The following is a 26888-nucleotide window of genomic DNA, read 5'->3' as shown; positions in this document are numbered from 1 at the left end:
AGTTTCGACCCAAAGTGGACGGAAAAAGCGATCGTTTAGGGGCGAATGCAAGACGTTATCGCACAGCCAATTTCGAATGGTTTCTCTTTCGATACAAGCGATTTGATGCGACGAAAAATCAGGGTTTGGACGCTTCATCCATAACACCGAGCCTATCGTCGAGTAGTTTTCGGATTGCTTTTACTTGTTCCCGGTACGGCGCGACTCCAAGCAGGTTGACCGTAGCACTATAACCATCGAGGTTTATAGATAGCGCGTTAAGAACAGATTGATCCTTTGCAATCTCTTCGAAATCACAAACGTAATCTGCATCGTAGTAAGCACCGTCTTCCGCTTCGTCTGGGTCTAAAGGCGCTGTGGTTATTTTGAAGAATTCGGGATACAAGCGCGGCAGATCGTAATTCGTAGCTTGCACACTCCTCGTAATGACATCGAGCACTTGGCGCTTTTGTGAAAGCACAGCTAGTCCCGATCGAAGGGCTTTATCCTTCAGGATACCTGTTCTTCCGGCCTGAGTTAACGCCGTCCATGACGGCAAATTTGCGGGTAGAACGCCAACGATATGAGACGCGGCGATCGCCCCGCACTCATCATCGCTCAGATCCCGCCAAGGGTCGCGCCCCTGAAGAACAGCTGTTACAGACGCAAGGATTTTGACTTGCTCAGTACGAAGATCCATTGTGCCTTCGCTTATTCGCTCCAATTCTAAAACGTCGTGCCGCAAACTCTGGAGAAAAACCGACTCGTCTGCGCGGTCGATACGCGCCGCATTCCAATTCGCCACCTGAATACCAATGAAGACACCTATCACAACTATGGTGAAGTCAATGCCGACTGCAAACCAATTCTGGTCTTTGAAGTGTTTGGAAATGCGGCGAAGCAGCATAATTTCTCCAACTATCAACCGCGGGGAGCGGGAACCGAACGAGACAAAGTAAAAATCAGTATGCCGAATTATTGCTTGTCTCGCATGCCGTCACGGTCCTGCTTAGTGCGAGTCAAGCTCCTTGGCCCTACTTATGCTTCTGGCCGATAGCGGCCGTTGAGACCACGTTAATCGCTGCCGAGCCAATGACCGCTCTGAGGTGTTAACGGAAGTTACCAGCATGACCGCTTTCGTCTACTTTGAGTCGTTCTTTCTCGCATCAAAATTTTTTGTTCGCGATTCGGGTAGCGTCAACGCCATGCCTAGCTGTAACTCTGGCGTTTTCTGTGCAAAATGGAGGCGATTCTCGTAACGAAGCCGTGACTAAAACCCTTTTTAACGGAAAGAGCACGAGATTATGGCCCTTACTCCCCACATCCTAAATTCTTCTGGGCGATTTGATTCACACTTGGAACTGCTCCAGGAGCAGGTCGAGCTGTCCATAGAGACCGTGAGCAAACACCTGACTATCGATGCCGACGTGTGCATCAGTCATAGCTCTACACACTGCAACAAAGAGCTTGGTATTGGAGGGTTCGCTTTCACTCCCAACCTTATGCAAATCTTTCTTGATGTTGACCATAAGAACTTTGTGAATGCAGTGAACACGGAAATTCTGTGTGTATTGGCTCACGAGGCCCATCATTGTAAACGGATGGGGGCGGTGCCAAACGATTACAGTTTGATTGATTCGATGGTGACTGAGGGTTTAGCTTGCCAATGTGAACTAGATATCGGTGGTGGTAATAAGTCTTCTTTCATTCCGGACTCAGTCATAGCGAGTACTAATAACTTGATATCCGTTATGTTGCCTCACCTTAAGGAAACAGAATATTGCTTCGATACCTATTTTCTAGGGAAAGACCCGGAGAAACTTCCTAAATACGCGGGTTTTGCGGTTGGCTTCGATATTGTGGGCAGATATCTGAAGGCTAACGGAATGTCCGCGGCTGACGCGGCGTCAGTTCCCGCCATCGAATTTCTCCCTTATGCCACTACTACTTAATCGCAACGAAAAGCTTGTCTTCAGGCCTACTCGAGTCTGTCGCTTATGAAGCGGAAGTTACCAGCATGTCCGCTTTTGCCTACTTTGAGTACGTGGATTCAGACTAAATCGGGCCCCTATCGCACAGATGAGCCTTGTCGCTCGATGGCAACACCCCACTCCCCGGCAATCTTAGTAAACACGACAAAGAAAGGTGTGGTAGCTTGATGATGACTTGGGCTCTCTACTTCACCCATTACACCCGGCAAAGAATTGATATCCGCAAACGCTACATCTTCACTCAGGAAGCGAATACGGATCGTATCCGTCGGGTGCCGATGAGCCATTACCTGGGCTCCGTTACTCAACACCTCTCGATAACCGCTTTCAATTTCAGAAAGGCCCTCCATAAGGACGCCATCAGTCCAGCGGACATCGCTGTCGTCACGGTAGCCACCAACTAGCCCCTCGAAATCTCCTGTCTGAGACGCTGCCGCGTGCTCAGCAATGAGGTTTCTTATGGCCTGCTCATCTTCGAGAGTCGCCTGAGCCCAGATCTCGGTTGTTATCAGGCATATAAATGTAGCGAGAACTTGGAAGACTATTTTCATAGATTGACTTCGCATCCGATCTGATTGCCCCGAAGCATACAAGAAACGAGTTTGCCTTGCCTTCTGTACAGCGACGAACAATGGTTTCTGGCCGATTGCTGCCTTTCAGACCGCAGGATGTCTAGCTCAGCCAACGACCGCCTCGAGGTACTAGCTGACCTCTCCAGGACGCCCCTTTCGCCTACTTGGAGATGTTCGGATAACTCGACATAGACATTCCACTGCGCGAAACTCCATGGCACCGCCTTACATAAGGGGCCCTGACGGACCTAATTCTGATGAGTCTATTCGAATTTGTCACAGTGATGGTCTCCATGATCCTCGCCCTGTGCCTTGGGCACGTTTTGCGTTCAACCTCTCTACTCGCAAAGACCGAGAAGAGTGTAGCCCCTTATCTTCCATACACGATTTGGACGGTGGTTCTTCTTCTGTCGGTGATCAATCACTGGTGGTCATTGTGGGACCTCAGAGATATCGAGTGGACCTACGCGTCCTTCCTCTACATCCTCATGGCACCAATCCTTATTAGTTTCGCAGCGGGTTTTCTTATGCCCGAAGATACGGACGCCAAAGTGATCAGCCTTAAAAGTCACTACCTCCGGGTACGCCGACTCTTTTTCGCAACGATGACCGGGTATGGCATCTTTATGCTGTTTGACGGACCGCTGCTCTCAGGTCAGTCACTCTCAAGTGGCGTGAGCATCTTTTCGCTAATTCTGTTAATGGACACAGTCATTCCAATGTTCACGCCGAACCAACGCATTAACGCGGCTTGTGGCGCACTCTCGATCGCACTGGTCGTGTCGGTTATGGTGACACGTTATCTCGCCGCTTGATTTGTGAGAAAAGGGCCGCTCCTGGCCGAAAGCGGCTTTAGAAATCGCCCAATTTGGTCTTCACCGACCGGCAGCTATGAGGTGTTAGCGGAAGGTACCTGGAGGGCCGCTTTCGCCTAGGAAGGGACATTGGTAGGCTGACGCTTTGAAGGTCCGCTTTCGACCCAAAGCAGCCCCTCGGAATTTGAAGTAGCATGACTCTCTACACTAAGGGAGTTTGCTAGGAGTAGATATGAACTGGGAAGCTGTTGGCGCCATTGGGGAGGTGGCCGGTGGGATCGTCGTTATTGTGACTATTCTGTACCTGGCTCGTCAGATTCGGGAAAACTCCAGAATTGCGAAAGCGGAAAGTCAGCGGGCACTTTTGGAAACTGCTCAGATCTGGGCACCTATCGCGACCACCCCTGGACTCGTAACTGAATTAAGGAAAGCCGTTCAGAGCTATGAATCCTTAGATCCGGATTCGCAAGGTCGGTTCACGTTCATGTTGTATCCGCTTATCAATCGCGTTGAGTCCGCGTACCGCATGCATCAACAGGGTATGATCGATGAAGATGCATATCTTGGATGGATGTACGCATTAGCAGCCTTTCTTCGCGAACCAGGACTCTCAGCTTGGTGGTCCGACCTAAAACAGGTAATTGGGCCAGAATTTATTGCAGCACTAGATGAAATTCTGCTGGATGAAGAAGTCCCACCATTAAGCTCGGCGTGGAAGTTTTTGGGGCGTGAGAGCTAAAACCAAGATCCCCCTAATGTCCGCTCCGGCCGGCAGCAGCCGTTAGAAACACGGGAATCGGCTCGGTGCTAAAGACCGCCTTGAGGTGTTAAGCGACATCGCTAGGGACCGCTTTCGCCTAGGAAGGGACATTGGTGGGCTAGTATTTGGAAGGTCCGTTATCGACCCAATACAGGCGGTCCGATAAAGGCGGTATCTCTTTTGACCCAAAAGGATTCTTTTGCGCGATGTGCTAATCAGAAGTGACATCTGCACTAGACTTTCTCGCGTGGAGGAACGCTGTGTGGTTAGGACAGCTGCTGTACTCTATGCGAAAGCCAAGTATTAGGGATAAGACACATGGAAATGACGCCATTCGAATATCTAGAGATCGCGCATAACAACTGGGCGCTGACTATGACGCTGCTCCAATTCGAAGTTTCTGCGTGGTTTGGGTATCTAGTGGCCGCTCTTTCTGTCGGACCAAGACTGACACGATTTCAAGTAAGCATCCTAAACTTTCTATTCATAGTCTTTTGTGCCTGGTTCATGATGGGCGGAAGGCTGTCAGCGGTAGCTGCTTTCGAGATGGCAAACGTCGGACGAACCGCACTGGGCTTAGCAGAGGTATCATCCACGGGATTAAGGGCGATTATCCTACCGTTTCAAATTGTAGCAATAGTTGTATGCATGAGCTTCATGTGGAGCGTTAGACGCTCTAAGCATAAGGAACCGCTTTGAGAAAGAAATCGCCGCCTACTCGGTGAGCACCAAACTTTCGCGCCCGGCCGATTGCCGCCGTTGAGACCACCGCTCCCCAGTTCAGGCGACTGTCCGCCTTGAGGTGGAAGCGGAAGTTAGCAGCACGACCGCTTTCGCCTAAAAGCGAGCATGGGCACCAACCTTTGTAGCATCGAGCAGAGCAGCGCGCTGACCATTAAAATTGCCTTAGTAGTTGCAGCCTCACTGTAGCTGTGCGTAAGCTCCAGATAAAATTCGAACGCAGTCTGGAGTTTCGCGTGAGTTCTGATCGAGTAACGCACTTGCTTACTTTGGCCGCCAATATTGGCGTGATTTTCAGCATCGGTTTCCTTGTGCTTGAGATGCAGCAAACCAGCGCTATCGCGACAGCGGAAGTTCGACTTGAGTACTCGGCTGGCTGGCGAACCGTTGATGAGGCCCGGCAAGATGAGTCCTTTTCTGAGTTAATCACCAAGTCGATTGAAATTCCGGAAGAACTGTCTTTGGAGGAGTTCATCCGACTGGACGCTTATTACACTGGCATTATCGATCAAATGCTGACTGCGCAGACGTTCAGAACCGCAGGGCTCGTAGACGGCCCATTCGTTGACGTTGCAGAAAACATTGGTGCAATCTATTTCTCTAACGAGTTTGCACGTTCCTGGTGGGGGCAAGTCAGGACTGACTGGTCTGCTGCGGGTGATACTGATTTCATGAAAATCGTGGACGAGGCAATCCTCGCGGGGGAACCGGGGCGCGCCCGAAGAGCTTATGAAAGTATTAAGGCTGAAGTCGCCCCCCACGTAAAAAGCCCAAAGATTTGAACGGTTGTTTCTGGGCAACTACGCCCCTTGAAAGCGTTGATACCGCCGCACTCTCACCTTGCCATTTAAGGTGGAAGCTGACTGCTGTAGACGACCTTTTTCGCCTAGAAGAACGGACGTCGTTTGATCTGCAAGGAACACCCTAAGAAGCTATCCCGTTCACGCATGGCGCCGCTCTTTGTCCTGTATGTATGGAGCAAGTATCTCTGCACTCCCGGGTATAGGGCAGTCGCTACTACACAGACTCACCGAACACTGTCTACAAATATGATGCTTATCTAATTCTGTTTTTGGCAGAGCCGACAAAACTTTTGCTGTTAAATGACCAAAGATCTCTCTTTCATCTTCAGATAGATTGTTAAGTGTCGTTTCCAGTACATCGTTACGCACGTTAAGCAATTCGATGCGCAGCTTGTCCCCATTGCGAGTTAAATGTAGAGCAACAGCCCGCCCATCTTCTGTTTTACGCCGCTCAACGAGTCCATCGTCAACCAGGCGATCTATAAGACGGACAGTTCCCGGGTGTGAAAGCGAAAGTACTTGCCGCAGGATCTCCACCGAGATACCCGGCGTGTACCCAAGAAACACTAGTGCTGATGCTGCCTCACCAGATCGTTTGAGGTTTGCTCGCAATCCTGCTTCAACTCGGTCAGAAACGGCTCGCGTTAATGCGCCCAATAGATTCGTCGTGCTGTCCAAAATCGTTTCCAGTTTGGCGATAGGACCTCAACCCTAGCATTCGTCACGACTAAGATCATTTGCTTTGGACAGTCGGGCCAAATCGATTAAGCATCCTTAGGCGACTGCTGCAATTACTCTTCGACGCCTACGGCACCTTCTGGTGTCAGGACCGCTGAATCAAATATCACATGCTCTTCTACGGCCTTTCCATTTTCTAGGCGGAAGCGATCAACGCCCCTGTAGGTGCGTCGTGATCCATAAATATCGGCAGACGCTTCCCAGGCAATGTAGAGCATGTCGCCGTTACCAGCACAGTCGAGCGGTGTAACCGTCATATTCTCCATTGAAGAAAGTGTCTCGGCCATCCACGTGGCATAGGCGGCGCCAGTCATTATCTCTGCTCCTGTGAAATGAATTTTTGCATCAGGCGCAATCAACTCGGCCACTCGTTCACCAGAGGGTGCCGCCCAAAAAGACTCGAAACGCTCGTAGAAATCTATGTGTTCGGGGGTAAGGTTTGTATCAGGCATTCTCGTGTGTCCAATCAATGTATTTCGCCTGAGAAATTTTATATGCGTTGCGCATATAAATCAAACTAGTCATGTGAAAATCATTATCCCGAGCTTCCCTTGACCAATAACCGGGCTTTGAACCGCTAACTGATCGCAACCTCTATGAGATGGAATCGGAAGCTACCAACATGATCGGTTTCGTCCAGGAACGGTCAATCGTAATATGATGAAGCAGAGATCGAGAACACCTAGAGTGTGGATACTTACACAGAATAAATAGGAGCGTATGTGATGCTTGGGTTTAGATTTTTCATGGCCATCATTTTAGTTTCATTGCTTGGATACACTGCCATCACAATTTCAAACTATGGCTGGAATCTCTTGCCCATCTTCTTTGGCGACATGCGAGCTATGACATGGCCAGGACAGTTTAATTTTGATTTCATGGGGTTTCTTTTACTGTCTGGGCTCTGGGTCTCCTGGCGGCATCGATTCTCAGCTACTGGTCTAATACTCGGAGCTGTCGCCGTGTTCGGTGGGATGATGTTCCTTTCGCTATATCTGTTTATCGCAAGTACTCAAGCGAAGGGCGACGTGAATGAATTGCTTTTGGGGAAATCGCGCCTGTGTGATTAATACTTCATTCTCTCAATGACCGCCTTGAGGTGAAAGCCGACTCTCGGATAAAGCGCCTGCACTGCCGCCTTCTGATACTTAGCCGCGCCTCGGGAACCCTAAGTTGAAGGTTCGTTTTTACCTCTAGCGGCGCCGCTCACCGGCCAGCACTCGTGTGTCGTCAATCCTGAGTTTGACGAGCTGCGACCGCCCTACTCATTCTTGTGACGCTTCTCTCTAAATACTGAAAATACGGACAAGCCTCAATCTGAGACGTTCGCGATTGGGCCAACTAGTGAATAGCGCGAACAGTGTTGACGATTTGTTGATTCATGCGCGCATGAAGCCCATGCGTCGAGACGGAAGTGTTCTTACATCGTTGATTTGATTGGTGGAGCCAGGCGGGATCGAACCGCCGACCTCAACACTGCCAGTGTTGCCAAGAACCCACCACCTACGCACCCCATGCCCTCGCAAACCCCTATTTATAAGGGTTTTTCGGTTTGCCTTTGACTACGTTTGTAGACTAATGTGTGCCCATCTGGTACCCAATTTGGTACCCAATTTTGGAGGCCTGTAATGCCTAGAGCGAAACAGATCACAGTAACGAGTCTCTCGAATAGCGCCATCAAGCGGTGGCTACAAGAGACGACGCAGGAGTTTACAGAGGGCAATCGCCCCGTGAAGTTCTGCACGATGATTCCAGGGTTTCACCTCCGCCGGGGGACTGCTTTGTCGCGCCCCGACGCGTGCGCCTGGCGACTACGCTACCGAATGGCATCCGGGGGGAAGATGAAATTCCTCACGATTGGCAAATACCCCGCGATGACGGTCGACGCGGCTGCGGCGGACGCCTCCGAAAAATATACGCTAATTCGCAAGGGCATCGACCCCCAAGTGGTCGAGAGAGAGCGCAACGCTGAAACGCTCAAGGCAGAGGCCAGCGCCAAGAACCGAACACTGCGCGGCTATCTACCCCGCTACGTCGAGGAGCGTCTAAACACGCGTAAATCGGAAACGAGTGGCAACACGACCCGGAGTTATATCCAAGCCCATTTTTGGCACTTGGCGGACCGCGACCTCGCCTCACTTGATAGCGACGACATAAGCGACTGGCAGACTCGCGAGAGAGCCGGCATCAAAAATAAGCCCACCAAGGGCGAAGAAACCGACACGCACGGGAATCGCATATACGTGGAGTCAAAAGGAAACAAACCGATTTCGTTCAAAACCATGAATGAACACCTAAAGCGTTTTAAGTCGCTGCTCCAGTCTGCCAAGGACGACAAGGTGATCTCGCACAACCCACTTGCAGACGCGAGACTGTCAGACGCGAACGAGGCGCAGCAGGAGCTCACACTGGTGAACGAGGAGCGACGTCTCGATAACCGCCGGCCTTTGACCAGGGACGAAATTGCGGCCCTAGAGCGCGGCCTCGACGCGTTCCAGCAGAAGCTACGAGAAGAACGCGATGCAGAGAACGCGCTACGCGCAGAACGAGGCACCAAATTACTGCCCGATCTAAACGCACAGAACTACGCCCACTGGTTCGTCCCGTTTTGCTTTATGGCGACATTCTCCGGCCAGCGGCCCAATGACGTGCGATCACTCGAGTGGGGGCGCCACCTGGATCCCGATACCGGGATCTGGAAAAAGCACACCGAGAAAAGTATGGGCAAGCTCGCGAAAGGTAATACGCCGACACTCGTGAAGTTTCGGCTACCTCCGAGAGCCCGCGAGGTCATTCAACGGTGGCACACGCAGCAAGGCTCACCAAAGAGCGGGTATGTATTTCCCAGCGATCGGACCAAGGACGGCAAGATCGGACGTGATGGATACGATACCGCCTGGGCCCACGTTAAGCGCTTGGGCGGCTTACCGGCGGGACTCCACTTCTACACCCTCCGCCACCACATGCCGTCGTTCATGCTGCAACAACGCTATTCACCCTTCCAGGTAATGAAGGCCCTCGGACACACAAGCGAGCGAATGATCATTCAGAACTACGGGCACAACATGCCGGACGACGACGAGCTGATCGACGTAATGGGCACACTGGAGTCCGCAGAGCACACCTGCCACGGCTTCACTGAACCGAGGATTCCCGCGTGAACTTTATAGAGGCTGCCACAGCCTACAGGGCAAGGTTCGATCGCGATGTACCGATACCGGCGTGTATCCCGGACGAGACAGTGCTGCGTGTTGTGCTCGAGCACCTGGAACGTGGCGAGGCGATCGAGGACGAATATGATTGGTACAAAGACCTACCGCCGGGGGCAGTGGCATGAAGCACGGCACCAAGGACCCACTGGAGCGAATCTGCGAATCGTTCAACGTCGGATTAGCTGTCAACCACTTCGAGGCCTACGGCGACCCCTCAAAGCTCGAAGCGCTTGGGCTGTCCCACGAGCTCCTAGAAGTGAGACGCCGCGCGTCTCGACCGAAGGCCCTCGCCATGAACCCGGAGCATGTCGTACAGCTTGTCTGGAAGGCGATGCTACAAGAAGGCTGCGAGTTTTCGGGCAAGGAGAACAACCCTTGTTTTAAGCATGTAGCGAAGGCGCAAGGTGCCAGTGTGTCGTCGGTTCTTCGCGCATGGAAGCGGGTACCTGCAACGCGAAGGCGAGAGATTCGCGACTGGCTTTATTCCGTGCTCGAGGCGGAGGTCGGCAAGCCTAACGTGAAGAACAAACTCCACCGCGACTATGTTCTCGGAAAGCGGAAGCTTCGCAAGTGAATATCGAATTTTGACCCCCTAGGGCCGAAATTCCGGCCTTACCTTGGAGACATCAGCAGCCAAACATAGGCAACACGATGTCCCAGGCACCCACCCCAGTAGAGCGAGAGCTCGTTCGCTTTTCGCATATTCACAGATACCTCAGTGTCTCACGCGACACGGTTTACCACTGGTCGCGCACCGACTCCGAGTTCCCCCACGTCATTGATAACGGACCACGGACGAAGCTCGTCAGCATGGCAGAGCTTCGCACCTATGCGCGCCGGCTTGTCGAGCGTTCGAGGAATGGCGAGAAGCTGCCGGGTATGCCGGACAAGCGAATTACTGCGAAAGCCGCAGCGTGAGCCGACCAAACGGCGGGCAAGAAAAAACCCGGTTCAGACAATCGAACCGGGTTTTTAGAAGGTCAACCCAACTGCCAGCCGCCAAGCAAAACACTGAGAGTAACTATGTCGAATGATAACACCTGCTCAAATTTTGACCAATCCAAAGCGAAGGCGGAAAAGCTACACCACCAGGGGTACGCCAATGTTTTGGTCGCCCGAGGCGAGAAGAATCCCGTAGAGAAAAACTGGCAGAGCGCCGGCGCGTCACTTGAAGCGATCCAGGCGCACAACGGCAACTACGGCGTTCTCTGCGCGAGTACACCAATGGGCGACGTCGATGTTTACGACGCCGAGCTGGCGGCATGGGTTCACAGCGAGCTATTCCCATACGCCGAGGTAATTCGCTACGGCCGCAAGCCAAAATTTGCAGTACCCCACCGCACGGACAAACCCTTCACCAAGATCAAGTCAGCCAAGTGGCGCAACCCGGACGATTGGGAGAACGAGCATGTGCATCAACTCGAGTTCCTTGGGGAAGGCCAGCAATGCGTCGTGTTCGGCGTACACCCCGACACCGGGAGCCCCTACTCCTACGAGTCGAAGGACCTCTCGGAGACGCCGATCGAGTCGCTGCCGTCCATCAACGCCGAGCAGGCTCGCGCTAAGTGCGATGCGTTCGATCAGCATTGCCAGGGTCTCGGCTGGGAACGTGTCGGCAAGGCGTCCGGTGGACGCGTACGGAACGCGTCACAGAACGTGAACGCGGACGCGTTCGACCGGCATGTACCGCCGCGCAAGATGGACGAAGGGGAACTCGAGGGCCTCCTGGGGCGTATCCCCGCAGAGGACCAGGACTATGACGGGTACACCACGGTCGGCATGGCCGTCTATCACCAGACGGGCGGCAAGGGCTTCGACCTGTTCAACACCTGGTCTTCGGAGAGCGGCAAGCACGACGAAGCGACGAACCGCGCCAAGTGGCCCTCGTTCGCTGCGGCAACTTACGACGGGGACCCTGTCACCGTCGGCACGATCGAGCACATGGTGCGGATAGCGGGCGGCCTTGAGGCACGCAAGACCTTGGGCCTGGAGACCGAGGACGACCTCGATCTGAACGGCAAGGACCCCGAGGGGAACGCCGCTGCGATCCTCCAGGATATGCGCCTGGTTCGGTTCATGAAGCAGACGTATCGGTACTGCGGCACGCACTGGGCGCCACAAAGCGACGAACAGCTCAACGCGCGCATTAATGATCTCCTACTCGGCAAGGGATTCACGCCGGCGCAGAAGCAACACACCTTCGACGAGGTCCGGCGCCGATCGGTCGTCGACTCGTTTGCACCGGACCCGGCGCGTCTGGCATTGCAGAACGGTGTCCTCAACATCACCGGCTGGGACAAAGGACGCGCTCTAACGGCCCTGGAGCCGCACGCGCCAGAGCACAACATAACGAGTCTCCTCCCCTTTGATTTCGATCCTGGCGCACGCTTTGACCGCTGGCAACAGTTCCTCGAGGAAGTGCTGCCCGATTCATCTATGCAGCAACTACTCCAGGAGTACATAGGCTATTGCCTGGTCCGGGACTACCGTCACCAGAAGATGCTCCTACTCACCGGGGAGTCGCGTTCTGGTAAAGGCACGATCGCGCGCGTTTTAGAACGACTGTGCGAGGGGGCAACGGCGGGGGTATCGCTGTCATCGCTTGCCGGCGATCGCGGCCTGGTCATCCTGGCAAATGCGAAGGTCGGGATTATCGGGGACGCACACCGTGTCGATAAATCGCGGATAGAACGGGCAAAGGAAGCACTGCTCACAATAACCGGCCAGGACTCCGTGCAGTTTGATCCCAAGTACAAAGACGCGTACAGCGGCAAGGTGCCCGCCCGTCTCGTTCTGCTGGCGAACGAGATGCCCCGGTTCTTCGATAAATACGACGCGCTCGCTAATCGCTACATGGTGCTCGAGTTCAAGTACTCGTTCGCTGGCAGAGAGGACCCGCTCCTCGACCAAGCCCTCGAGCAGGAGTTACCGGGGGTTCTCAACTGGGCGCTCGAGGGCTTAGAGCGTCTGGGGCGCCTGGGGAGCTTCACGGACAGCGAGAGCCTTCGCGCGGCCAGACGGCTTGCAGCAGAGCGAAACAATCCTGTCGGGGGATTCCTGGCGCGCTACGTGATCCGGACCTACGACGGCCTTCTCTTAACGCACGACGCCTACTACCAGTACCGCCGCTATTGCGTGGCCTTTGATCATCCGACTGTAAGCGAGACGACGTTCGGTACCGCCCTCGGCGGGTACTTGGAGGACCTCGCCAAGAAACGAGTGAAGCAAAGCGGACTACGACGCACCGCGCTAATCGGTGCCGCGCTCGACACTGAGGCCCTCCTCCGCGACCTCGGCGAGGAGTCATTCGATGAAGGGTTTTAGGGGGCCAGGGTTGCTCGTAAACCCTGGTCCAACCCTGGCCCCCGAGGCCCCAACCCTGGCCCCCTGGATTAAGAGAGGGACCAGGGTTAGCCGAAAAGGGCCAGGGTTGGACCATGGTTATTAGAGCAACCCTGGCCCCCAGAAACCCATTAACCACGGGGGCTACAGAAGCTCGGGGACCATAGTTCCAGGGTTTATTAACTAAATCTTTTATATATAGAAAAGAGAGTAAATAAGAGGAAGAACATGAGAAATACACAGAAAAAAGGTTTAGGCCCAAACCCTAGCAACCATGGTCCCTTCATTATCTCGCACGCATTTCAGGAGCCCCCAGTGGACACGGAATCCCTGCACGACTTGATCACGGATCACCTCGGCAACCTCGACACGCTCGCCGCAGCGATCCTCGAGTGCCGCGATCGACAGACCATCGACGGCCTGGCAAGGATCGCGCAAACGCTCGTCGACGAGGCGGCCAATCAGCTGCACGACGCGGTCGAAGAATGTGTCAAAGCCTAGAGTTCGAATGGGCGCGCTGAAGTGAGTCACCGCCGCTGAAGCGCACGCCACGCCGCCCAAGCCAGCGCCCAACCTTCGCCGGCTTCACCGAGTGGCACCTATTTCCACATATAACGCGAGAAAATAGAACAATGACCTTAAATAACTTTTTTTTATACACACCAATCGTGCCAGATACCCCGAAAAATCGCCCTATTTGGCGCCTAAACCCGCTCCGCAACATTGTGAGTGTTGCAGGCATAGCGATAAAACTCTTTATTAATAGAATACATATACCGCTAACGGATTTTGGGTACCGCATTGGGAACCAACTCGGTACCTGCCCGACTGGTGCAACTACCAGGGGGTTCCGTCATGGGTAGGCCCCCGAAGCACGACACACCTCCCGCACAATTCGATGCGGGCTGGCTAAACAAGCTCGACGGGCGGCGCGAGCTGGCACGGTCCATGAAGGCCCGGCGCCAGGCTATCGCGAACGACCTAGGCGGCCTGGAACAGCTCTCCACGTCCAAGCGCATATTGATCGACCGGGCGCTGTTTCTGCTGCACCAGATCGAGATCATGGAGCAACACCTCGTGGAGAAAGGCACGGCCGACGTCGGAAAATGGGGTTATGCCATCAACACCCTGGCCGGCCTACTGGGCAAGCTGGGACTTGAGCGTGAGTCAAAGGAGATCACCCTCCACGAGCTGATGGCCGCGAGGAGTGTGGACAAATGAAACTGAAGCCCACACTGGCGCCAGCAGCGCCCTCCTCGACCAACCGTCGCAAGATAACAATGCGCGAGCTCCTGACCCACGAGAAGCTCCTTGGACCGATCTACGGCCGCGAAAGCTTCGAGAAACAGGTCGCCATCCTCTGCGCTTTTGCCAGCGAGGAGCTGACCGACAAAGAGCGAAAGATCATGCACAAGCTAAGCGGCGGCCGCACCATGACGCCCGGCGAAGTATTCAACGCACTCTGCATGATCCTGGGACGCCGCTCTGACAAAACCCAGATGTCCGGTGTATTAAGTATCAGCACGACCGTGTGCAGCGACTATAGCGACCTGGTATCACCTGGTGAACGCCCCACAGCTCTGATTTTGGCGAACGACAAGAAACAGGGCGGGAACTGTATGCGCTACATCCAAGGGATGATCGACTCGTCGCGCATCTTGGCACAGGAAGTACTGCGCTCCACTGACGAGATGATCCTGTTCAAGAACGGCACGGCGATTGTGGTCGCCACGGCCTCATTTCGCTCGGCGCGGGGTTTTACTCTCTGTTGTGTGATCTGCGACGAGGTCGCGTTTTGGCTTGATGACGGTCGCAACCCGGACGTCGAGATCATCAACGCAGTGAGGCCCGGCCTCGCGACCACCGGCGGCCCGCTCGTACTACTTTCCTCTCCGCACGCCCGTCGCGGCGTGTTGTGGGACGCTTACCGCCGCCACTACGGCAACGACGGCTCGAGCACTCTAGTCGTGCAGGCGCCAACCTGGGAGATGAACCCGACGCTACCCCAGAGCCTTTACGACGAGGCCTTCGAGGAGGACCCCGATAGAGCCAAGGCGGAATATGGCGCCGAGTTTCGCAATGACCTCGAGCAGTTCGTCCAGGTCGAAACTGTGGACGCGTGTACCCGCTCCGACCATCTAGTGATCCCGGCAGCGCGCGGCATACGCTACGTGGCCTTTGTTGACCCATCCGGCGGAAGCGCTGACAGCATGACCCTGGCGATCGCACATCATGACCACCAATCCGATCGTATCATCGTGGATCACGTTGTCGAGAAGAAGCCGCCCTTCTCTCCCCAGCTAGTCGCCGAGGAGTTTGCAGCGGTGCTCCATGCGTACAGCGTCTCTGTCGTGAACGGTGACGCCTACGGCGGCATGTGGCCGCGTGAACAGTTCACGAAGCGACGTGTGCGCTATGAGCTCTCCGACCGAAACAAAACACAGCTTTACCAAGAGTTCCTCCCGCTGCTAAACAGCGGCCGGGTGGAGCTACCTCCTAACCCGGTGCTACGCCGCCAGCTTCTCGCCCTCGAACGTCGAACGACGCGTGGCGGCAGGGAGCTGATCGACCACGCACCAGGCGCGCACGACGATGTCGTCAACGCTGTCGCCGGTGTATGTGCGTTTGCGGCGAAGCCCAAGCCAGCCATGGAAATGAAAATTACGATGGCTTTTTAAACTAAAGAGAAAAAAAATTATCGCAATGGAAAAGCCATCAACCGGGTAGAGCGTCCGACTCATAATCGATTGGTCGTAGGTTCAAGTCCTACTGGGCCCACCATTTTTCAAAATTTTCAAAGAGTTATAGCGGCGCTGACCAACCGATTCCGGGTTGGGGGTTACACATTGCGTGGGACATAGACGCTCTCCTCGTTAAACAGACTTCGCAAAATCAGTTTAATGAACCTCGGTGTACCCCGTTAGTGATGAAGAGCCTGATAATGCCAGCCACAATGGGTTAAGAACCGCGATCTTTTCAGCGTCTAGGGGAATGAGACGCTCAAGTGGTACGCTAGCGTCGACTGCGGCATACGAACGCATGTTCCGATATATACTCAAGGATTGGGATAAATAGCTTGAAATTCCTAATTTGGAAAAGTGCTTACCTCTCGCTTGCGCAATCAAGGCGCTTCTATCGAACACAAAAGTGGATAAAGAGCACGCAGCTCGACGTAAAGTCAAAGATATTTGGCGTTCGTTATGCGTATGAGGATACAAAAACTAACTACGGAACCCTTCGGGAGGTCGTACAGCATACGCAAAAAAGTATCATTCTCGCTCTTACTGCTGCAATTGCACTTCAAGTAGTCGATCAAAGAATATCTAGCTTCTATCCGCTTTTGGGTCTCTCAGTCCCCGAGGATGGAGACTACGTATCCTTTTTTGCGACGATATCGGGCATCGGGGGAGTATTTATCGGCCTGTATTATGCAGCTATTAGCACTGTTGGCAGCTCAATATATGCAACGGTGCCTGATGATGTAAGAAGCCTTCTCGCCCGGGAGCGCTTTGGAGATGTCTACATGCGACTTCTCGCATTTCTAACGTTTTTCTGTCTGATCATGGTTTCGATGCGATTGACAGGTATGCCCAGAAATTATCTGGCGGTAGTACTTGCATCGGTGGGAGGAGGGGTTGGCATATTTGCCTTCGTTGCTTTGGGGCAGCGGGTATTCTACTTTTTCGATCCTACGAAATTGGCGCTTACTGTTTTCAAGGAACTCAATGGGTGGATCTCTAAGGTTGAAGAGGGCGGAAACGATTGGTCCGATACAAATTTTCAAGCGCATGCACAGAGAAACGCGGCACGATGTATTTCGACTATCGAGGCATTAGCTGACACTGCGATAAAACAGTCACACCTCAGTGGAGATTCGTTAACAGAGCTAGTGCGTCAGTCGACTAGTTTTCTGATTTCTTATTGTGAAAGAAAACCAAAAATACCAACTACGAGCTTATGGTTTGAACAGAAGTATCGGCATTATGATTGGTATGCCACTGACGATTCTAGAGTATCTATAGCCCATCAATCTTCGACACAAATACAGCCTGAAGTTGTACTGGACCATTTCTGGTTTGAAAGGCGCGTGGAGAAAGTACTGCTGCTTTCAGTAAGAGTGAGCTTCGAGAAAAAGCGTTATACGCATGCACTCAAAGCGATTGACTGTATTGATTTGTATTTGAATAGGCTCTCCCAAACCGGAGAGGTAGTTCGCTGTCACGAACTACTGAAGGCGCTTGAAGATGATATCGCTGCCGTACTATTTAAAGAGCCTGACAGCATCGTTGAGTCTATCGAAACAATAGCTGTCTTTGAGCGATTGTCCTCATTACTTGTATCAGTGAGTTTGGGTTTTAGGAAGTCAGTGGTAGCTACAAAAGCATCAGCGAGCGAAGACTTCTTAAATAAAATCAACTGGCTCAGCTCTACCGATATATACCGCCACGATGTACCCCACTATGGTCTGCATAGGGTTGAATGGATTAAAAAACGATTAACGTTTGAAATCGAGGCCGACGGAAGACAGATTAGTCCTCCGTGGTACATCAGTGAGATATATAGTTTGGAAGAAGCACTGCGGTTTCAAGAAAACGTTTCCCAGCTTGTTGATTGTGAATCAGTACATTTCCACACGCTTAGCAAAATATGTGATGACGCTCAGAAGTATTGGTTGGCCGCCGCAATATTGAGCGGAGAGAATGAGTATTGGGCCAAATTGCAGTATCAGGTGGTTTTGTGGGCAGGAGCATGGGAGGCGCTTACTGGTGATTCGCGAATCAAGGGACTGCCGTGGCCAAAAGTGTCAATAGACGAAACGAATAGGACTCTGCGAGCGAGGCAGATTGATTTAATTAGCCGAATGGCACAACGAATGTCCCTTCTATATCTAACGAAAAAGCCAGAGGATTGTCCGGATTACCCGGGTCAGTTTCTTCACACAGCCGGTGAGTACACCTTCGATTCCCTTATCAGGAACGATGTGTCCTTTTTGGAAACTGCGTTTCAAAACTACCTAATAGGTTGTTTTCTGATGTTTGAGGAGCTTGCGCCGGATGGTGACCTGACAGATTGGAGGGTTCAGCAGAGGTATAAAGTTGCAGCCGCGGCTCTTCTTGATTTACTAGATATAAGTGGCTACGCAAAGTTGTTAGCAGATTTCCATAATAACAATCGGCTTTGGGAAATAGTCGAGGAGCGATGGTTGACGTACCTGAAGTCCGTACCTCGAATTCGCTTGTTAACGTTGCTGTCGGGCGCCGTAGCAATAACAGAGTCGGGGTTTGAGATCAGCCATAGAAGTATACTGCGAACTGCTTGGAAACAATCTGTCGATGGCTTACTCCGCCAGTTGCCAAGAGTAGACATTGCTCGGAACCGTCTAGGTGATGACTCGGTTGCGGACCACAAAAGTAGTCTCGTCAGAAGATTTGCTAATGATCGCCATGGTGCTTTTGATGATGGATTAGATGTGTTTATTGAATTCTTTGTCCGCAAAAACGGCGGCGAAGAGCTAGATTTCGGTAGAAGGCGCAGGAGTCTGAGGGAGGCATTGGATAGAGAAGAGAGCGTTTGGAAAGAGATTCACAGTAGGAGGGAAGCAGAATGAGCCGACCTTTGCTACGGGATGAATATAAAATGGCAAGGCACTTTCCAAGCCTCAGGGAGAACTCTGGTTATAGCGCGCGTACATCAATGTTCATACAAGATGCCGCCTTGCCCGTTATTCCGACTGCCGCTTTCGATGATGATGAGTGCAAAGTAGAGCTGTCTGGGTCTGACCAGGAAAAGGTAAAGGCCGCTAGTCTATTGACGAAGTTATCGCGTGATAGACACGGATCGATTCAAAAAGTAGCAACGGGGGCTATCAATGAGGTTGCGGCTAACTTAGCTTGGAGGGGAAGAGTCTTCTATGAACTAGTTGACCGAGGTGATGCTGAGATAGTACCGAATCGATTTACGTCGGAGCGGCTGCTAGTTACACCTTTCTTCTGCATACAGAGTATTCCAAAAGAAGACCGGCGATTGTGGAAGAAACGTTTAGGATTCTTGTGGTCTCATCAATTCTGGCGAGTTGCAATGCCGTCAACGCTAGGCGGACCGTGTGGGTATTCCAAAGTGCTCCGTAGGTTGAACAGATACGATACGTTAGGCCCTAACTTCTTTCGTAAGGGCCTTGAGCAAGGCAACATCAGTGACGAATTTGATTTTCAAGAGTATTCCTACAATATAGACGTATTCATGAATCACGTTAGCCGGACATGGGGGTGGAATCGCAGAGACTCAGGGCAGGACAGAGCGACAGAATACTATTATTTCTACAAAACAGCACAGTTCCATCGGGCGCAAGCAATACTGAGAGAGCACATTCTCGTTGAGATTAATGCTCTCCTTCAGCGACTAAATATCCAATCCCAAGTAGCTATCAGCGGGGTGATCAGTTCAGAAGAAATTAAGAAAAAAATAGAGGCTCTGGAAGTTGGCGAAATCAACTTTGAAGATCTTTCCCAGATTCTCGCAAATTAAAGGTTTTAGTGAGTTAATGTCCGGCAACGTTAGAAATCTGCGACCTTAGCCCAAGCGCTCTCCTTACTACATTCTGCAAACGCACTCATCCTAAGATCACGGTAATGCTCTGCTCTAACCAAATGCGTTCCGAGATTGAAATTTTTGTATGCAGCAGCATGTGTTGCCGAAAATCAATGAGCTTGTATCAATTGCCTCAAGGTCGCCAATGGCATTTCGCCGGTCTCAGGGAGTGCCCCTCTCACACTGGCGAGGCGATTCACCCCCCCCCCCGTGTCCGATCCTCCAAACGATACCGTGGCGAAAAAGCGAAGGCCGCCACCGAAAGCAAAAGCGCTAACGCGGAAGTAACGATTGGCAGCCATTCATTTGCAGTCATGCAGGATAACTTACTCTTCGTAATTCAAACGGACGTCACTTTACGCATCAAAGTCAATAAATAGACTGCGCTAGCGCACCCTCCACTCTTTTATACTAGGGTGTAATCGCTAACATCCATCTTAAGCAGCCACTCCATGAATATATGTCTCAACGTAATCCACAACCTTCTGCAAAACCCTAGTCTTTGTGGGACCGCGCTCTACTAACTTCAGAGGTCGTTTGATCAACTGCACAATATCCGGATCAGGCAAAGGCTTCGTTCCGGTATAGACATACCGATCAATAACACTTGCCAGCTTCTCAGCATCCAGCTCTTCTTCCTTCACCAGTGCATCAAAGGCCGATAACCGCTCCTGCTCCCAGAACTCTTCAAAGCTGTCTGGGATCTCTGCGGAGCTGCTCAGGTTAGGTAGAGTGCTGTCTATGAATTTCTGGATGAGCTCGTGCTTACTGCGCAGCGTCACGTCACCGGCGACAGAATCGAGGATGAGCTTGCGGAGTTTGAGCTCCTCTTCCTCTTCAGCGTCATACAGCTGGGCTAGCAGCGTCAGGATGTACTGAACGTTAATGATGTCTCTGCGGATCAACTCCAGCTCAAAATCCACGTCTTCTAGAATGGAGGCCTTTTCCTTGGTGCTCTCGGTTCTGACCTTATCGTAGAGGTCCAGATAAGCGCTGCGGTAGTCAGCAAAGCGTTGGGCAGGCAATGCTAGGTCCTCATCATCAAACTCTGAGAACGATTCCAGGATGTTGCGCAATCGCATCAACTCCCGGAACACTTTGACGAATTGCAGCTCAGCCTCTTCGTCGGGTAAGTCTTGTACGCTTCGTACTGTAGGCGTGACATCCAGCAGGGCCAGTACAACCGCATTGAATTGCTTCACGTAGTCCTCGTAGGGCGCTACAAAAATCTCTTCCTTGGCGTGGGCATTGGAGAACAACGCTACCGCCTCATCGGTGCGTTTTTTCAGATTCCTGAAAACGACGATGTTGCCCTGGCTTTTGACCTCGTTGAGGGTGCGATTGGTACGCGAGTAAGCCTGGATAAGTCCGTGATAGCGGAGGTTCTTATCTACATACATCGTGTTCAAGGTCTTGCTATCGAACCCAGTCAAGAACATGTTCACTACGAGCAGAATATCTACCTTTCGCTCTTTGACCTTCTTGGCGATGTCCTGATAGTAGTTATAAAAGCTCTGCGTATCTTTGGTCGAGTACTTGGTGCCAAACATCTCGTTGTAGTCACCGATGAACCCTTCCAGCTTATCCCGAGTGTGCGGATTGCCTCCTTCGCCGCCAATGATCTCACCACCCTCATCCAGGATACCGTCAGCGTCTGAGTCTGCCTCATTGGCCGTATAGCTGAATATCGTCGCAATCCTGAGGTTGTGTCTGCCCTCCGCCTTCTTTGCAGCGAATAGCTCATAATATTTAATCAGAGTATCCACAGAGCTCACGCACATCATTGCAGTGAACTCCTTGTTTCGGGTTTTCACCGGATGGCGCTCAATGATGTAGTCCGTGATCTTTTCTAGCCGTGCTGGGGAGTCCAATAGCTCCTTTGTGTCTATGGCCTCTACTTCAATATCAATAGCGATGGGGTTGTCACCCTTCTGCTGATACCTGCCCACATACTCCACCGCAAACCGCAGAACGTTTTCGTCCTTGATCGCGTCAGTGATGACATAGGAATGTAGCTTCTTATGAAACAGATCCTTTGTGGTGTGTTTCTTACCCCCTTTAGATGATGCGTTGTCGGCAAAGATAGGGGTGCCAGTAAAGCCGAAAAGCTGGTGATCCCGGAAGAAGTCCACGATCCGTTTGTGGGTGTCACCAAACTGGCTACGGTGGCATTCGTCAAAGATAAAGATGATCCGCTCGTTCTGGAGCTTTTCCATCTGCGACAGGTAAGCTTGTTTGCTGATGGCCGTGTTGAGCTTCTGGAGCGTCGTGACGATGAGCTTAGTGTCTGGATCAACGAACTGGCTGACGAGCTTCTTAGTATTGTTAGTACTGTCTACGCTGCCCTTACTGAATCCGTTGAACTCTTTGATCGTCTGGTAATCCAGATCCTTGCGGTCTACGCAGAACACCACCTTATGCACGTCAGGCAGGCCGGTCATGATCTGAGCAGCCTTGAACGAGGTCAGCGTCTTTCCAGACCCCGTGGTGTGCCAGATGTAGCCGTTCTGGTCCGTCTCCGGAGGGTTCTTGACGCGCTCAACGATCGCCTGAGTCGCGTAGTACTGATACGGCCGCAAGACCATCAAGATCTTGTCGGCTTCGTTGAGCACGATGTACTTGCCGATCATCGTGCCCAGGTGCTCACGACTTAGGAACGTCTCGGCAAAGGGCTCCAGCTCCCGGATCGTCGTATTGTCTTCTTGGGCCCAGTAGAACGTTTGCTTGAACGACTGCTTACGCGCATTGGCGTAGTACTTAGTGTTGACCCCGTTGCTGATGACAAACAGTTGAACAAAGTGGAACAGCCCGTGACCGCTCCAGAACGTATGCTTTTGATAGCGCTGAATCTGGTTGAAGGCCTCCTTCATCTCCAAGCCGCGACGCTTGAGCTCTATCTGAAGCAGCGGCAATCCATTGACGAGAACCGTCACGTCATAGCGATTCTTGTAACTGCCCTCCATCGTCACTTGTTGCGTGACTTGGTAGTGGTTCCGCAGCGGATCAGCAGAGTCAAAGAACGCCAGATAAACCGTATCGCCGTCCTCTTTGGTTAGCTTCATCCTGTCGCGTAGGATATGGGCCTTGTTGAACACCCCGGACTGCTTATTGAGATGGTGCAGCACCTTGGTGAACTCGCCCTCGGTCAAGGTAAGAGCGTTGAACCTCTCAAGCTGTGCCCTGAGGTTGGTCAGCATTGACGTTTCGTCAGTGACCGCAGCCTTCTCATAACCCTGCCTGATCAACTGCGCAACGAGCTTATCCTCCAGCACCTGCTCAGACTGAGTCATAGGGACAACGTTGGGCGGGAAGTCACTCATACAAACATTTGTTGGAGTAAGCCGCGCTTGAAAGATTGGGTCTCGGTGATCTGGGAGGTGACGGTGTCTAACTTGCGGTCAATGGCGGAGAGAAAGTTGGCGATCTTGGTTTGTTCGGGAAGAGATGGGAAAGAGAGGGCAACCTTTGAGAACTCTGTTTTATTAATAATGGGGAGAGTCGTATTTGCCTGCGTAGCCTTAATTCTCGGCGTCAAATTTCGTAATGCGTAATACACATATTCGAAAAGGAACCCCGAACCGACCGACACTGAGTTGATCTGTTGATTTGTGATGCACGGTTTAGTGGCAATGCTCATTTTTCCCACTGAAGCTATGCAAGTAAACATAAGGCTGCCCTTCGGAATGAGCCTGAGTTTCTCGCCGTTTACGTGACGCGACGTCTTGTACTGAAACTTAGTATCCTCCCCAATGTCAGACGGCGTAACGAACATTGTGTCACCGACCCATGCGGTATCATCTGAGGTGCTTGGGGTTTTACCCGTTGTGATCTTCCCAACCCCCCCCAACGTCTTCTCCTCCCAATCAGGAAAGTCATCGCCATTGTCATCTTTGAAGCGGGTGGCCTGGGAAAAAATCTGCTGCATCACGCCTTTCTTGTAATCCTCCAGCAGGGCCTTCTTTTCAGTCAATTGCGCGGTGCGCTTGTCAATGGAGGTCAGGAAGTCCGCTATTTTTTGTTGTTCGGGAAGGGTAGGGAAGGAAATACTAAGGGTTTTAACGGCAGAGAAGTTTACATAAATTTGTGTCCCGCCTTGCGATATTTTGAACACGTCTTTCCTTTGTTTAGGAGTGTTCAGCAGAAACCAGCAGTACTTTGAGCTGAATTCTTCTCGGCGTAAGACCAACTTCTCACTCCGTTGGTTATAGATGTACGCGTCGTTACTCTCAATAAGAATAGACGAACCGATGATGTCACCAGTCTTTGTCTTGTCGTTTAAGACCATCACGAGATCGCCTTTATTCAAAAGCTTTGCGCGCGTCTTATCGTTCAGCGGGATGCGCTGAGAATTGTCAATGTAGTTGCCATCCTTTGAGTAGTTGCCGATGGAGATAAACTTGTGTGTACCGCTCACGGACACTTGGTCCTCAAGAGACGTACCACCAGTGTTTGAAAACACTTGCGCTAATGGTTTAGTTATATATTCCGTGGTGTGCTCAGGAAAACGGAGTTTCGGAACTTTCTCTGAAAAATTCATAATTTAGAATGGCACCTTAATGCCAAGCTCATCACAAAAACCCGCAATGAGCTGATCGTTCGCACCCATCTCGCTCTCTAGCGCTACCAGTCTCGCCGACACTTCCGCCAAATCAACCGGCTCCTCTTCCTCAAACGTATCCACATAGCGCGGTATGTTGAGGTTGTAGTCGTTCTCCTTAACTTCACTCAGTGCTGCGACGTAACTGAACTTGTCAATGCTCTCGCGCTGCCGGTAGGTGCTAACGATCTGCTCAATGTGCTCAGGCCGCAGCTGGTTCTGATTACCTACTTTTTCAAAACCTTGGCTAGCATCAATAAACAGGATGTCGTCGGGGTTCTCCCGCTGCTTCTTTAGCACCAGGATGCAAGTTGGAATACTAGTTCCATAAAAAATGTTGGCAGGCAGTCCAATAACAGCATCCAGCCAATTACAGCCCTCAATCAGGTAGCGACGAATGTGGCCTTCAGCAGCTCCCCTGAAAAGTACCCCATGCGGCAACACACAGGCCATGGTGGCACCACTATCAAGGTGATGCGCCATGTGTTGCACAAACGCAAAGTCCGCCTTGGTCTTGGGGGCCAATTTTCCATAAGCACTAAAACGATCGTCATTTTCATGGATAGCGCTCGCTGACCACTTTGCTGAAAACGGCGGATTGGCCACGATGGCATCAAAGCGCAAATCGGCATGCTCTGGGGCTGGATTCTCTAGGGTGTCTTCATTCTTAAGGTCAAAACGTTGGTAGTGCACCCCATGCAGGATCATGTTCATCCGGCCTAGGTTATAGGTGGTGGAATTCATCTCCTGGCCATAGAAGCCGCCTACCTCCTTCACCTCTTTAGCTACGCGCAGTAACAATGAACCAGACCCACAAGTAGGGTCATACACGCTCTTGAGGCTTGTCTTTCCGGTAGTCACGATCTTCGCGAGGATCGTACTGACCTCTTGTGGGGTGTAGAACTCCCCCGCCTTCTTACCGGCACCGCTCGCGAACTGCCCGATCAGGTACTCATAAGCATCGCCTAGTACATCGGCCTCTGTGTCTTCTAGCCGGAAATCAATCTGATCAAGATGCACTAGCACCTTGGCGATCAATTCGTTCTTTTGGTTCTCGGACTTTCCCAGCCTGGTCGAGCCCAGATCCAGATCTTCAAAGAGCCCCTCAAAATCATCCTCACTGGCATGACCCATCGTGCTGGACTCAATGTGCTTCAGGATGACGCCGAGATCTTCCAGTATGAAGTTGTCTGACTTCTGAGCACCCTTTGCCGCGATCTTGGTAAACAGTTCTGAGGGTTTTAGAAAATAGCCAAGCCGTTCTACAGAATTCTCTTGGATGGCCTGAAGCATCTCCTGCCCGTCTGCGCTGGCCTCATCAACCTGATCAAAGGTTATGCCGTCATTAGCCAGAATCTCATCGGCAAACAACCCCATTCGTTCTGACAGATATTTATAAAAGATAAACCCAAGGATGTAGTCGCGAAACTCGTCAGCCCCCATCTTACCGCGCAGGGTGTTTGCGATATTCCAGAGTTGAGTTTGGAGTTGTTTCTTGTGATCTTCGGTCATGAGGTCCCGTGAAAACTATTATCTTTCAATCAAGGTCGTCGCCTACCATCCACATCATGGCTACGCAGACAACTAGTCCTACTCGCAACACTTGGCAAAGGGCCACCGTTACCGCCATTGCATCAGTAGTCCGTACTTAGCGATATCTTACAACCTAAAAAGAGTAAATGGACTTACCGTTGATAGCTAAAGTGACAATACCAACACCAGCAGCACTCTTGGTAACTCTCACAGATCAGCTATCAACGACCCGTGCGCGTTACTGGTTTGCACGCTATGCGTTGTTTGCGGCTTTACTAGGCCCAAGTTCAAACACGACGAGTGGAGACATCAGCTCCACAGGCGGTACAGGTAACCGTAACAAGCGTGTTCAGCGCTTCTGTGCTCATCATAGAAAACTGATGACGGCACTCTTTGCAGAAAAAAATCCGGCTCGGGTACTCCTTGACTGGTTTTGGGGTCGGCGCGGCTTTCGGGCGCCGTGGCTGAACGTGACGGGACATTGCGGACCGCGGGTTTTGGTTGCGTGAAGACGTTTGCTGAATGCTCTCATTGGCTCTCTTTACTTTTTCCCTGAGCGAGGATCGGAGTCTCTGCTTTACTGCTGGAGCTTCGGGGTGCGATAGCCACTTCTTGTTCTCAGTCTCAACGAGCAAAAGCTTTTCGAGCTCTTGTTTTGTGACCGTATACCTGACGTTCGAGAGATCGACTTCCACCGCGCGCAGCCCCCTGTCACGCAACTTCGTTACCTTCCCTCGATCGCATTTGTGTGAGACGTAGATCTCTATGACGACCGGATTGCCGTCGACATAGCCAATAAGATCCGGACGGAGGTCATCGAGCTGCCTTTCGATATCAATGTCATCAAAGACCAACTGCCTTTCTTCGACTACTACTTCTGCCATCGCATGACGTCTCTGAGAGAAATCGTACTGCAACTCTTTGACGGAAAGCTCGGGCAGAGAGATCGCTTTCGCCTCGCCTATTACTTGCTTTGCCATTAGGTGAATGGCTGTTTCGAGGGCAGACTCACATCGAACCCCCTCTTCCGAGGGGTTGTGAGCAAAGTAGTGGGAGACCTGACGACCTTTCCTCGCCTGCAAATCACGCCCGCAAGCGGGGCAGACACACCCGCATCGTAGGCCTGACTCAACCTCATTTACTCCGACCAGGACGCCGTGACGGAGTCCAAACGGAATTTTGTTGCCAATCACCATTTTTGATTCCCAGCATAAAAA

At 52.0% G+C, this 26888-nt stretch carries 23 protein-coding genes and 1 tRNA gene; 15 read left to right on the top strand and 9 right to left on the bottom strand.

The window, feature by feature from the left end:
* Window positions 1–118: 118 nt before the first annotated feature.
* Window positions 119–886, bottom strand: a complete 768-nt coding sequence (locus R0137_RS09850) for a hypothetical protein (RefSeq protein WP_407326248.1) — start codon at window positions 884–886, stop codon at window positions 119–121.
* Window positions 887–1283: 397 nt separating this feature from the next.
* On the opposite strand from R0137_RS09850, the gene R0137_RS09845 reads away from it, so the two are divergent.
* Entirely contained in the window at window positions 1284–1931 is a 648-nt protein-coding gene (locus R0137_RS09845) for a DUF2268 domain-containing putative Zn-dependent protease (RefSeq protein ID WP_407326247.1), read from the top strand.
* A 116-nt stretch (window positions 1932–2047) separates the two neighbouring features.
* Here R0137_RS09845 and R0137_RS09840 read toward each other — a convergent pair whose 3' ends face one another.
* Window positions 2048–2521: an SgcJ/EcaC family oxidoreductase gene (locus R0137_RS09840; RefSeq protein WP_407326246.1), complete on the bottom strand. Its 474-nt coding sequence runs from the start codon at window positions 2519–2521 to the stop codon at window positions 2048–2050.
* 278 nt (window positions 2522–2799) lie between these two features.
* Between R0137_RS09840 and R0137_RS09835 the strand changes: the two genes are divergently transcribed.
* From R0137_RS09835 to R0137_RS09825, 3 genes are all read left to right on the top strand, one after another.
* Window positions 2800–3357 carry a hypothetical protein gene (locus R0137_RS09835; RefSeq protein WP_407326245.1) on the top strand — a complete coding sequence of 186 codons (558 nt, stop codon included), beginning with the start codon at window positions 2800–2802 and terminating at the stop codon, window positions 3355–3357.
* A 232-nt stretch (window positions 3358–3589) separates the two neighbouring features.
* On the top strand, window positions 3590–4096 hold the full coding sequence (locus tag R0137_RS09830) for a hypothetical protein (protein ID WP_407326244.1): 507 nt from the start codon (window positions 3590–3592) through the stop codon (window positions 4094–4096).
* A 998-nt stretch (window positions 4097–5094) separates the two neighbouring features.
* Entirely contained in the window at window positions 5095–5640 is a 546-nt protein-coding gene (locus R0137_RS09825) for a hypothetical protein (RefSeq protein ID WP_407326243.1), read from the top strand.
* A 159-nt stretch (window positions 5641–5799) separates the two neighbouring features.
* Here the strand turns inward: R0137_RS09825 and R0137_RS09820 are convergent, their stop codons facing one another.
* Window positions 5800–6339, bottom strand: a complete 540-nt coding sequence (locus R0137_RS09820) for a MarR family winged helix-turn-helix transcriptional regulator (protein ID WP_407326242.1) — start codon at window positions 6337–6339, stop codon at window positions 5800–5802.
* A 113-nt stretch (window positions 6340–6452) separates the two neighbouring features.
* Window positions 6453–6851 (bottom strand): nuclear transport factor 2 family protein, encoded by a 399-nt coding sequence (locus R0137_RS09815; protein WP_407326241.1) that lies wholly within the window; start codon window positions 6849–6851, stop codon window positions 6453–6455.
* A gap of 294 nt (window positions 6852–7145) precedes the next feature.
* Here R0137_RS09815 and R0137_RS09810 point away from each other — a divergent pair, with 294 nt between their 5' ends.
* Window positions 7146–7469: a hypothetical protein gene (locus R0137_RS09810; RefSeq protein ID WP_407326240.1), complete on the top strand. Its 324-nt coding sequence runs from the start codon at window positions 7146–7148 to the stop codon at window positions 7467–7469.
* A gap of 368 nt (window positions 7470–7837) precedes the next feature.
* On the opposite strand, the gene R0137_RS09805 is transcribed toward R0137_RS09810, so the two are convergent.
* Window positions 7838–7913: transfer RNA gene (locus R0137_RS09805), tRNA-OTHER, on the bottom strand.
* 114 nt (window positions 7914–8027) lie between these two features.
* On the opposite strand from R0137_RS09805, the gene R0137_RS09800 reads away from it, so the two are divergent.
* From R0137_RS09800 to R0137_RS09755, 10 genes are all read left to right on the top strand, one after another.
* The gene (locus R0137_RS09800) at window positions 8028–9560 is read left to right on the top strand and encodes a tyrosine-type recombinase/integrase (RefSeq protein ID WP_407326239.1); all 1533 of its coding nucleotides are present in this window, start codon (window positions 8028–8030) and stop codon (window positions 9558–9560) included.
* Window positions 9557–9736 (top strand): hypothetical protein, encoded by a 180-nt coding sequence (locus tag R0137_RS09795; protein ID WP_407326238.1) that lies wholly within the window; start codon window positions 9557–9559, stop codon window positions 9734–9736. Before R0137_RS09800 ends, R0137_RS09795 begins: the two co-directional genes overlap by 4 nt.
* Window positions 9733–10185 (top strand): hypothetical protein, encoded by a 453-nt coding sequence (locus tag R0137_RS09790; protein WP_407326237.1) that lies wholly within the window; start codon window positions 9733–9735, stop codon window positions 10183–10185. Before R0137_RS09795 ends, R0137_RS09790 begins: the two co-directional genes overlap by 4 nt.
* Window positions 10186–10262: 77 nt before the next feature.
* Window positions 10263–10529: a hypothetical protein gene (locus tag R0137_RS09785; RefSeq protein ID WP_407326236.1), complete on the top strand. Its 267-nt coding sequence runs from the start codon at window positions 10263–10265 to the stop codon at window positions 10527–10529.
* Window positions 10530–10634: 105 nt separating this feature from the next.
* Window positions 10635–12935, top strand: coding sequence for a phage/plasmid primase, P4 family (locus R0137_RS09780; protein ID WP_407326235.1), 2301 nt, complete (start codon window positions 10635–10637; stop codon window positions 12933–12935).
* Between the two features lie 333 nt (window positions 12936–13268).
* A complete protein-coding gene (locus R0137_RS09775) occupies window positions 13269–13454 on the top strand; it encodes a hypothetical protein (RefSeq protein ID WP_407326234.1) in 186 nt (61 codons plus the stop codon).
* Window positions 13455–13808: 354 nt separating this feature from the next.
* Window positions 13809–14174 carry a hypothetical protein gene (locus R0137_RS09770; RefSeq protein WP_407326233.1) on the top strand — a complete coding sequence of 122 codons (366 nt, stop codon included), beginning with the start codon at window positions 13809–13811 and terminating at the stop codon, window positions 14172–14174.
* A complete protein-coding gene (locus R0137_RS09765; protein WP_407326232.1) occupies window positions 14171–15631 on the top strand; it encodes a hypothetical protein in 1461 nt (486 codons plus the stop codon). Before R0137_RS09770 ends, R0137_RS09765 begins: the two co-directional genes overlap by 4 nt.
* 398 nt (window positions 15632–16029) lie before the next feature.
* Complete coding sequence (locus tag R0137_RS09760; protein ID WP_407326231.1) at window positions 16030–18561, top strand: hypothetical protein; 2532 nt, start codon at window positions 16030–16032, stop codon at window positions 18559–18561.
* Window positions 18558–19478: a hypothetical protein gene (locus R0137_RS09755; protein ID WP_407326230.1), complete on the top strand. Its 921-nt coding sequence runs from the start codon at window positions 18558–18560 to the stop codon at window positions 19476–19478. The genes R0137_RS09760 and R0137_RS09755 overlap by 4 nt, the downstream gene beginning before the upstream one ends.
* A gap of 500 nt (window positions 19479–19978) precedes the next feature.
* On the opposite strand, the gene R0137_RS09750 is transcribed toward R0137_RS09755, so the two are convergent.
* From R0137_RS09750 to R0137_RS09735, 4 genes are all read right to left on the bottom strand, one after another.
* Entirely contained in the window at window positions 19979–22861 is a 2883-nt protein-coding gene (locus R0137_RS09750; RefSeq protein ID WP_407326229.1) for a type I restriction endonuclease subunit R, read from the bottom strand.
* On the bottom strand, window positions 22858–24078 hold the full coding sequence (locus tag R0137_RS09745) for a restriction endonuclease subunit S (protein ID WP_407326228.1): 1221 nt from the start codon (window positions 24076–24078) through the stop codon (window positions 22858–22860). The genes R0137_RS09750 and R0137_RS09745 overlap by 4 nt, the downstream gene beginning before the upstream one ends.
* Window positions 24079–24081: 3 nt before the next feature.
* On the bottom strand, window positions 24082–25650 hold the full coding sequence (locus R0137_RS09740; protein WP_407326227.1) for a type I restriction-modification system subunit M: 1569 nt from the start codon (window positions 25648–25650) through the stop codon (window positions 24082–24084).
* A gap of 308 nt (window positions 25651–25958) precedes the next feature.
* The gene (locus tag R0137_RS09735) at window positions 25959–26651 is read right to left on the bottom strand and encodes a hypothetical protein (RefSeq protein ID WP_407326226.1); all 693 of its coding nucleotides are present in this window, start codon (window positions 26649–26651) and stop codon (window positions 25959–25961) included.
* Window positions 26652–26888 lie beyond the last annotated feature (237 nt).

It is taken from the genome of Congregibacter brevis, from assembly GCF_045689245.1.
In the GTDB taxonomy this organism is placed as follows: domain Bacteria; phylum Pseudomonadota; class Gammaproteobacteria; order Pseudomonadales; family Halieaceae; genus Congregibacter; species Congregibacter brevis.
This window is presented reverse-complemented; position numbering and strand designations above follow the sequence as displayed.